Origin of the sequence: Rubrivirga sp. (assembly GCF_049648075.1) — a bacterium.
Taxonomy (GTDB): domain Bacteria; phylum Bacteroidota; class Rhodothermia; order Rhodothermales; family Rubricoccaceae; genus Rubrivirga.
In genome coordinates this window covers 1-9,017 of sequence record NZ_JBARYR010000073.1, presented here as the reverse complement: position 1 = coordinate 9,017, position 9,017 = coordinate 1, and the positions used below count along the sequence as shown (strand labels likewise).

The window sequence follows — 9,017 nt, the reverse complement described above, 5'->3', positions numbered from 1 at the left end:
GTTGCTCCGTTCGGTCGGTCTTCCTGCGGCCGACCTCGAGGACGATGCCGAGGTTCGCGTCGTCAGGCGGGACGATGCCGTGATCGCGTGCGTTGCCCTCGAGGTCTACGGCTCGTCCGGCTTTCTGCGCTCGCTGGCCGTCGCGCCGTCGGCACGGGGCGAGGGAATCGCGGGCCGGTTGATCGAGACCATCGAGGACGTCGCCCGAGACCTCGGCCTCGAGGACGTCTACCTCCTGACCACGACAGTCGCGCCGTTCTTCCAACGGCGGGGCTACCGGACCGTCGACCGCCGCGACGCGCCGGAGGCCGTGCGACAGTCGAGCGAGTTCACGACGACGTGCTCGGCCTCGGCGGAGTGCCTGGGCAAACCGCTGTCTCCATAAGCGTTCGGGGCACCACGGCGGAGCACGCGCCGTTGGATCGGCAGTCCACCGACCACGCCATGCGCACCCTGACCGTCTTCGCCGCACTCCTGATGCTCGGCGGCTGCACGAACGCCACGATCGCGGAGGCCATCGGACGGCCGGACCCGTTCGACTGGACCTACTTCGACGGCAACGCCGACGACGTAGTCGACGCGCTCGTCGAGTCGTTTCAGCTTAGCGGCGTCCGGGTCGAGTCGGTGCGGACCCAGGACGAGGCGGCGATCCTGACGCTGGGCGCGCAGCGCGGCTCCGCCCGCTTCGCCGAGATCCGCGTCGAGCGGACCGACACGGAGGGCTACGGGGCGCGGGCGCAGACGTACCCGGACCAGAACCCGCTGCCGCGCTGGCTCGAGCAGGAGGTGTCCGGCCGGCTCTAGCCGTCCTCGAGGACCGCATTCGCAGAGGTCCAGCCTGCGACCTCGAGGTCGAGACTCACGGACGGTCCCTCCCCATGAGCGAGTCGACCTCGAGGCGTCGGCGCAGCCGTTGCGGCGTCCTCGAGGACGAGACCGAGGCGACCTAGCCCTCGGCCAGTCGCTCGCGGACGAGCTCCGGCACGGGGGTCGGGCGGCCCGTCGCGTGGTCGACCCAGACGATCGTGATCTCGGCCGTCGCGCAGGTCTCGCCCTCGAACCGGACGTCGTGCGTCGTCGGGATCGAGGTCCGGCCGGGCGCCCCGAACGTGACGGACACCTCGGCGTCTCCGGCGACCGTGATCGGGCGGAGGTATTGGATCGAGACCGCCACGATCACCGGCCCGCTCTCGGACCAGTCCGCGGCCCCGAGCGACTCGAAGGCCTCGATGCGGCACTGCTCGCACAGCGTGAGGTAGACGGCGTTGTTGACGTGGCCGACCGCGTCGAGGTCGGACCAGCGGAGCGGGACGGTCGTGGTGTAGGTCATCATGCGTGCGGTGTCGGTATCGTGGAGCCCCAACGCGTACGCCATGTTCCGCCTGCTCCTCGTGACTGCCGCTCTCGCCCTCTCCGCCTGCGCCTCGGACGACAGCGCCTCGGCACCGACTCCTCCCGCGCCCAGCGCGCTCGGGGACTCCGTCGAGGCCATCGTCGCTCGCTACCCCGGCGCGACGGTCGCCGTCGCGGTCCGCCACACCGACGGCGGCCGCACCACGTCGTACACGCGCAACGGAGACCGCGACTTCCACGCCGCGAGCACGATGAAGGTGCCGGTCATGATCGAGGCCTTCCGCCAGGTCGAGGACGGGCGCCGGTCGTGGGACGACCCGGTCCGCGTCGAGAACCGGTTCCGCTCCATCGTCGACGGCAGCGAGTACGCCATCGAGGACGACTCCGACGACGCGCTGTACCAACTCCAGGGCCAGGACTTGACGCTGCGCAACCTGACCGAGCGGGCCATCACGACGTCCTCGAACCTGGCCACAAACCTGCTGATCGGGCTCGTCACGGCCGACTCGGTCCAGGCGACGGTCGACCGTTTGGGAGCGCCGGGCATGAAGGTGCTCCGCGGTGTCGAGGACATCAAGGCCTTCGAGGCCGGGCTCTCGAACCGCACGACGGCCAACGCGCTCGCGACCCTTTTGGAGGCCATCCGCGACGGCCAAGCCGTCTCCCCCAGCGCCGACGCCGAGATGGTCGACGTCCTCGATGACCAGGCCTTCAACGAGATGATCCCGGCCGGGCTGCCCGAAGGCACGCGGGTCGCGCACAAGACGGGTTGGATCACCGAGATCCACCACGACGCGGCCATCGTCTACGGAGGCGCCGCGCCCTACGTGCTGGTGATCTTGACCGAGGGCATCGCCGACCGGGACGTCTCCTCACGGCTGGGCGCCGAGATCGCCGCCGCCGTCCACGCCGCCCTCGAGGCGTGACCGCGCCCTCGAGGACGAAGACGAGGCGTCCGCGAAAAACCAGGGAGCGATTCGGAATGCGGCGCGTACGTTTTGCGGCTCCTCTCCCCTCGACGCCGTGACGCTTCGCCCCTTCGCCCTCGCCACTCTCTTGACTGCGGGGGCCTTCGTCTCAGCGTGCTCCGGAGCCGATCCCATTCCCGAGGTCGTCACGCCTCCGCCCGTCGTCGTGACGGCGGCGCCGGACACGGCTGTGGCACCCGAGCCCGAACCGGCCGAGCCGTACAGCGGGGAGATCGTCTCGTCCTCGACGCTGCCCGGGCCGGACCGCGAGTTCCGCGCGGCTTGGATCGCGACCGTCGCCAACATCGACTGGCCCACGCGGGCCGACCTCGAGGCCGACGAGCAACGGGCCGAGCTGATCGCGCTGTTGGACCGCGCCGTCGAGGTCGGGCTGAACGCGATCGTGCTCCAGGTCCGGCCGATGGGTGACGCGCTCTACTACTCGCCCAACGAGCCGTGGTCGGCGTTCCTGACCGGCGAGGAGGCCGTCCCGCCGAGTCCGTGGTACGACCCGCTAACGTTCGCCGTCCGAGAGGCCCACGCTCGCGGCCTGGAGTTGCACGCGTGGTTCAACCCCTACCGCGCCGGCCACCCGGCGTCCATCGGCCGCCGCGACATCACGCACATCTCACGCCAGCGGCCCGACTTGATCCGCCGCTACGGCGACCAGGTGTGGCTCGACCCCGGCGAGCCCGACGCCGTCGACCACTCGATGGAGGTGATCATGGACGTCGTGCGCCGCTACGACATCGACGGCGTCCACATCGACGACTACTTCTACCCGTACCCGATCAACCGAAACGGGCGCCGCGTCCAGTTCCCCGACGCCGACAGCTACGCCCGCGCCCTCGAGGCCGGCGAAACGCTGGGGCGTGACGACTGGCGGCGCCAAAACGTGGACCTGTTTATCGAGCGGATGTACCGCGAGGTCAAGGACATCAAGCCCCACGTCAAGGTCGGCGTGAGCCCGTTCGGGATCTGGCGGCCGGGCTACCCGGAGACGGTCCGCGGGTTCGACCAGTACGGCGAGATCTACGCCGATGCGCGCAAGTGGTGGCGCGAGGGGACGCTGGACTACCTCGCGCCCCAGCTCTACTGGTCCATCGACAGCGACGGCCAGAGCTTCCCGGCCTTGCTCGAGTGGTGGGCCTCGGAGAACGCCTCCGACCGCCACTTGTGGCCCGGTCTCTACACGAGCCGCCTGCTCCCTGACGTCGGCGGGTACGACGACGACGAGATCCCGAGCCAGGTCCGCTTGGTCCAAGACCTCGAGGGCGCGACGGGCACCATCCACTTCTCGATGAAGGCGTTGGTCGAGGGCGTGACCTCGGCCGGTGCCGCCCTCGAGGCCGGACCCTACGCCGAGCCCGCGCTCGTGCCTGCGTCTCCATGGATCGAGGACGACGCGCCCGAGGCTCCGCTCGTCCGGGTCACGCCTCGCGGCGACGCCCTCGACGTGCTGTTCTCCGAGGGCGGGCCAGAGCGAGCCCGTCACTATGTCGTCCGCGCACGGCGCGGCGGCGAGTGGTCGTGGCAGGTGGTCCAGCCGGACGTCGGGACGATGGTGCTGGACCGGACCGAGGCCGGCGCCGTCGAGGCCGTCGCGGTATCGGTCGTGGACCGCGTCGGCAACGAAGGACCGGCCCGCGTCCTCGAGGTCGCGCTGCTGACGGCGGAGGCCCGGTAGCCGCTCTCGAGGCGACGTCCTCGAGGACGAGCGCCGTGTCCGACCTCGAGGACGGAAAGGTGACCACCCCCTGTCCCCCTGTCCGAAGGGGGACTCGACCTGCGACGTCGAGGGCGGCACGTATGCGTGCGACCTCGAGGACGGGTCGCGGTGTGAGCGTTGTCCGTGACGAGTGACACGCCGGCTGCGGCAGGCGTACCATCCCCTCTCGACTCTCCCCGCCTCATGCCCGACGCCCCGACGCCCGACCCCGAAGCCGCCACGACCGTCACCGACGGCGACCCGGCGGTCGGCCTGACGACGCCCGGCGGGCCGGACCGCAAGAGCCCGTGGCGCTGGGTCCCGTCGCTCTACTTCGCCGAGGGGCTGCCGTACATCATCGTGATGGCGCTGGCGGTGATCCTGTACAAGCGGCTGGGGATGTCGAATGCGGACATCGCGCTGTACACGAGCTGGCTCTACCTGCCGTGGGTCATCAAGCCGTTCTGGAGCCCTCTCGTCGACGTGCTCAAGACGAAGCGGTGGTGGATCGTCGTCACCCAGGTCTTGATCGGCGGCGGCCTGGCCGGCGTCGCCCTCACGATCCCGACCGACGCCTGGGTACAAGGCACCTTGGCGTTCTTCTGGCTGTTGGCGTTCTCGTCGGCCACGCACGACATCGCGGCGGACGGGTTTTACATGTTGGCCCTCGACGAGCACGACCAGGCGTGGTACGTCGGGATACGGAGCACGTTTTACCGCGCGGCCGTGATCGCAGCGTCCGGCTTGGTGCCAATGCTGGCCGGTGCCTTGGAGGCCTCGACCGGGCTGGGTGCCGTCGACGTGCCCGTCGAGGTCGTCGCGACGTCTGAAGAAGCGTTGCCAACGCCGGGCGCGAACGCGGCCCCCGCAGTCCCGATTCAACTCACGTCCGTCGCACAAGACACCCTCGGCCGGTCACAGCCTGAGCTCTCTCTGGAAGACCAGGCTCGCATCGACGAGGCTCGAGCCGCGGCGAGAGCGCAGGAGGACGCGCTCCTCGACAACCGCCAGACCCAAGAGATCAGCCTCGACGACCTCGACCCCGAGACCCGCGCCCGCGTGCTCCGCGAGATCGGCCGAGAGGACTTGATCACCTCCGATCCTGCCGCCGCGGCCCCGTCTACCGGCCTCGAGGGCGATGCTACCGCTCCAGATCCTTCCTCGAGGGCGACGCTCGATAGCCTTGGGGACGAGGCCGCGACCTCGAGGACGGGCGAAGCATCCGTTCCTCTCGACGGCGAGCTCCGGCTGCTGGTCGAGAACCGGGCGGCCGAGGTGCCGCTCGCATTGCGGGACCCGGCCGAGATCGACGCGCTCATCGCCCAAGTCCGGGCGGCCAACCAGGCCGCGGGGTTCTACGCAACTGAAGACGCCGCTGCTGCAGCCGCCGCGGCCGCTGCTGACGAAGGATCATCGCTGTGGCAGCGCGTCGTGTCCGAGCCGTTGGGGCGCGTCATCGAGGCCGCGTTTGGGGAGCCCGCGCCCGAGGTCTCGGCCACGGCCGGCAACATCGGACTCGTCGAGTTCCGGTTGTCTGGGCCGCCGCCGGCCGGCGAGGCCGTCCCGGTCAACTTCGGGTTCGACGACGGCGACCAGAGCGTCAAGCTCGTCGAGGGCGAGCGGTTCACGTTCACCGACGCCAACTGGGACACGCCGTTCACGGCCGTCGTCCAGCTCGACCCCAAGCTCCGCGAGCCGACCTCGGCCTCGTTCCGGGCCACGTCCGGCAACATCCCGCTGGCGTGGTCGATCTCGTTCGTCGCCCTGGCCGGGCTGTTCCTGGCACTCATGGCGTGGCACGCCTTCGCCCTCCCCCGCCCCGACTCCGACGTGCCCCACGGCGAGCGCGGCGGGCTGGGCGGCGTCGCGGGCTACCTCGTGTTCCTCCTGGCGTTCGCGCCGACGCTGTTGATCGTGCTGGTCCCGATGATGATCTACGGGCTCATCTTCCCGCGCCGGACGGGGCCGTGGGGCAAGGTGTTCAGCGCGCTCCCCTTCTCGGACACGCCGTTCGCCCAGACGATCGTCACGTTCTTCCAAAAGCCCGAGATCGGCATCGCGATCGCGTTCATCGTGTTCTACCGCTTCGCCGAGGCTCAGTTGGTCAAGCTCGCGGCGCCGTTCCTGCTCGACTCCATCGAGGCCGGCGGGCTGGGGCTCACGACCGGCGAGGTCGGGTTCGTCTACGGGACCGTCGGCGTGGCGTCGCTCACGATCGGCGGCATCTTGGGCGGCATCGTGGCCGCGCGCGACGGGCTCAAAACGTGGCTCTGGCCGATGGTGATCGCGATCAACGCGCCGAACGCGGTCTACCTGCTGCTGGCCATCTTCGAGCCCCAGAGCTTCGCGCTCATCAACATCGCCGTCATCGTGGAGCAGTTCGGCTACGGGTTCGGGTTCTCCGCACTCCTGCTCTACGCGATCTACGTCGCGGACGGGCCGAACAAGACGGCCCACTACGCCATCGCGACCGGCCTGTGGGCGCTGGGCATGATGATCCCGGGCATGTTCTCGGGCTGGCTCCAGGAGATCGTCGGCTACGAGCGGTTCTTCCTGTGGGTCTTGCTCGCGACGATCCCGAGCTTCCTGGTCGCGGCCCGCGTCCACATCGACCCGGAGTTCGGCAAGAAGAAGGACGAGCCCGCGGCCGCGTCATGATCCGCCCGCTCCACGATGCCGACCTCGAGGCCGCGCGGTCGCTCTGGAACCGGAGCGCGCCACACGACCCGTTGTCAGAGACGCTGTTTGCGGAGAAGGCCTGTGACCCGTCCTCGAGGTCGATCATCGCCGTCCTCGAGGACGAGACCGTCGGGCTGGCCGTCGGCGTTCCGTGGTCGGTACCAGGCGCAGAGCGTGGGAGCGTGCGGCTGCTCGCGGTCGCACCCGAGCATCGGCGTCGAGGCATCGGAGCCGCGCTCTTGGAGACCGTCGCCGACGACCTCCACGCGCAGGGCGCGACCGTCCTTCGCATCGCAGAGGCCGCGCCCAACTACCTCACGCCGGGCGTCGACGTCCGCTACGACGCAGCAACACCCTTCCTCGAGGCCGCCGGCTTCCACCGAATCGGCGAGTCGGTCAACCTGGGCGTCGACCTCGAGGCCGACGACTGGTCCGTCCTCGAGGACGAGAAACGACTGGCCGAGGCTGGTGTCGAGGTCCGTCGCGCGGGGTCGGACCGCGCTGCTATCGGCCGGTTGCTCGACGCGAACTGGCCCCCGTGGCACGCCGAGGTCGCCATCGGCCTCGAGGCCGATCCGCCCTCGATCCATCTCGCCCTGCGCGACGGCGAGGTGCTTGGCTTCGCGGCGCACAGCACCAACAACGCCGAGCTCGGCTGGTTCGGCCCGATGGGCACGTCGCCGGCCGCCCGCGGTCTGGGCATCGGCGCGGTCCTGCTCAAGCGCTGCCTCGCCGACCTCCGGATGCGCGGCCTTGAGAACGCGACCATCGCATGGGCCGCGGCGCTCCCGTTCTACGAACGCGCGTGCGGGGCGACGGTATCGCGCCGGTTTCAGCGCTGGGAGCGGGCGCTCTAGCGTCCTCGAGGACGAGCTTGCCACATCGCGCCCCTGAGCCGTCTTGGATGGTGCCCATAGCCGACGGATGACGAACGCCCCTGCAACCGACCTCGCCCGGGAGGCCTTCACGGCCCTCTCGCCTCTCAACCTCGAAGACTGGACGGCGCTCGCCGAGTGCCTCCGTACCCGCCACGTCCCAGCCGGCGGCTTCCTGCTCCAGCAAGGCGACATCTGCGACTACCTCGGTGTGCTGACGCGCGGCGCGCTCCGCACCTACAATGTGGACTACGACGGCACCGAGCGGACGGGCTGGCTCACCGTCGCGGGCATGGTCTCGACCGAGGTCTTGAGCTTCTACTCCCGAGAGCCGTCGCTCGAGGTCGTCGAGGTCGTCCGCGACGCCGAGTTGGTCTTCGTATCGCACGCCGACCTCGAGGCGCTGTGCCGATCACGTCCCGCCATCGAGCGGCTGGCGCGGCGCGTCTCCGAGCACATCCTGACCGACCTCAAAGGTCACTTGCTCTCCCACATCCACGACCCGGCGCCCGAGCGCTACGCCAGGCTGGTCCGCCTCCGGCCCTCGTTCGTCGAGCAGGTCCCGCTCAAGCACGTCGCGTCGTTCTTGGGCATCGACCCGAGCACGCTGAGCCGGATCCGCACCCTCGAGGTCGCCCGACGTTGACCCAGATCAAGACGGACCCCGGCCTCGAGCGGTAGTCTGTGGGGAGGCATCATCCCCGCTCCATGACGACCGCTCAACTCGGCCCTCGTGGCCCCATCGTGTCCCGCCTCGCCTTGGGAACGATGACGTTCGGTGTCGAGACCCCCGAGACCGACGCGCACGCGCAACTGGACACCTTCATCGAGGCCGGCGGCACGCTCCTGGACACGGCCGACGTCTACGGCGACGGCGAGTCCGAACGGATCATCGGCCGCTGGCTCGCAGACCGCGGCCACGACCACGTGATCGTCGCGACCAAAGGTCGGTTCGCGCCTCCTCCCGGTTCGCGAGGCGCCTCCCGGCGCTCCATCGTCCGGTCCCTCGACGCGTCGCTCGACCGCCTCGGCTTGGAGGCCGTCGACCTCTACCTCGTCCACGGCTGGGACGAGCACACGCCTGTCGAAGAGACGCTGGACGCGCTCAGCGCTGAAGTCCGCAAAGGGAAAGTCCACAGCGTCGGGTGGTCGAACGTGACGGGCTGGCAACTCTCCAAGATCATGACCACGGCCAGGATGGGCGGGTTCGTCGTCCCGACGGTCCTCCAGCCGCAGTACAACCTGCTGGACCGGACCATCGAGGTCGAGGTGCTGCCGTGCGCCCTCGGCGAGGGTCTGGTCGTCACGCCGTGGTCGCCCCTGGGCGGCGGGTGGCTCACGGGCAAGTACCGCCGCGACCAACGGCCGACCGGGGCGACGCGGCTGGGCGAGGACCCGAACCGCGGCGTCGAGGCCTACGACACGCGCAACACC

At 70.0% G+C, this 9,017-nt stretch carries 9 protein-coding genes; 8 read left to right on the top strand and 1 reads right to left on the bottom strand.

Annotated elements, in window-relative coordinates:
• On the top strand, positions 1-385 hold a 385-nt coding region (arsN2, locus tag WBA11_RS02110), incomplete at its 5' end, for an arsenic resistance N-acetyltransferase ArsN2 (RefSeq protein ID WP_424519076.1).
• Between the two features lie 59 nt (positions 386-444).
• The gene (locus WBA11_RS02105; protein ID WP_424519075.1) at positions 445-804 is read left to right on the top strand and encodes a hypothetical protein; all 360 of its coding nucleotides are present in this window, start codon (positions 445-447) and stop codon (positions 802-804) included.
• A 142-nt stretch (positions 805-946) separates the two neighbouring features.
• Here the strand turns inward: WBA11_RS02105 and WBA11_RS02100 are convergent, their stop codons facing one another.
• Positions 947-1,375: an acyl-CoA thioesterase gene (locus WBA11_RS02100; RefSeq protein WP_424519074.1), complete on the bottom strand. Its 429-nt coding sequence runs from the start codon at positions 1,373-1,375 to the stop codon at positions 947-949.
• Here WBA11_RS02100 and WBA11_RS02095 point away from each other — a divergent pair.
• The 6 genes from WBA11_RS02095 to WBA11_RS02070 form a co-directional block, all read left to right on the top strand.
• A complete protein-coding gene (locus tag WBA11_RS02095) occupies positions 1,374-2,279 on the top strand; it encodes a serine hydrolase (RefSeq protein WP_424519073.1) in 906 nt (301 codons plus the stop codon). The two genes, WBA11_RS02100 and WBA11_RS02095, sit on opposite strands and share 2 nt — an antisense overlap.
• 97 nt (positions 2,280-2,376) lie before the next feature.
• On the top strand, positions 2,377-4,008 hold the full coding sequence (locus WBA11_RS02090) for a glycoside hydrolase family 10 protein (protein ID WP_424519072.1): 1,632 nt from the start codon (positions 2,377-2,379) through the stop codon (positions 4,006-4,008).
• Between the two features lie 225 nt (positions 4,009-4,233).
• A complete protein-coding gene (locus WBA11_RS02085) occupies positions 4,234-6,687 on the top strand; it encodes a hypothetical protein (RefSeq protein WP_424519071.1) in 2,454 nt (817 codons plus the stop codon).
• Complete coding sequence (locus WBA11_RS02080; protein WP_424519070.1) at positions 6,684-7,565, top strand: GNAT family N-acetyltransferase; 882 nt, start codon at positions 6,684-6,686, stop codon at positions 7,563-7,565. The genes WBA11_RS02085 and WBA11_RS02080 overlap by 4 nt, the downstream gene beginning before the upstream one ends.
• 67 nt (positions 7,566-7,632) lie before the next feature.
• Positions 7,633-8,229: a Crp/Fnr family transcriptional regulator gene (locus WBA11_RS02075; protein WP_424519069.1), complete on the top strand. Its 597-nt coding sequence runs from the start codon at positions 7,633-7,635 to the stop codon at positions 8,227-8,229.
• Positions 8,230-8,327: 98 nt separating this feature from the next.
• On the top strand, positions 8,328-9,017 hold a 690-nt coding region (locus WBA11_RS02070), incomplete at its 3' end, for an aldo/keto reductase (RefSeq protein WP_424519068.1).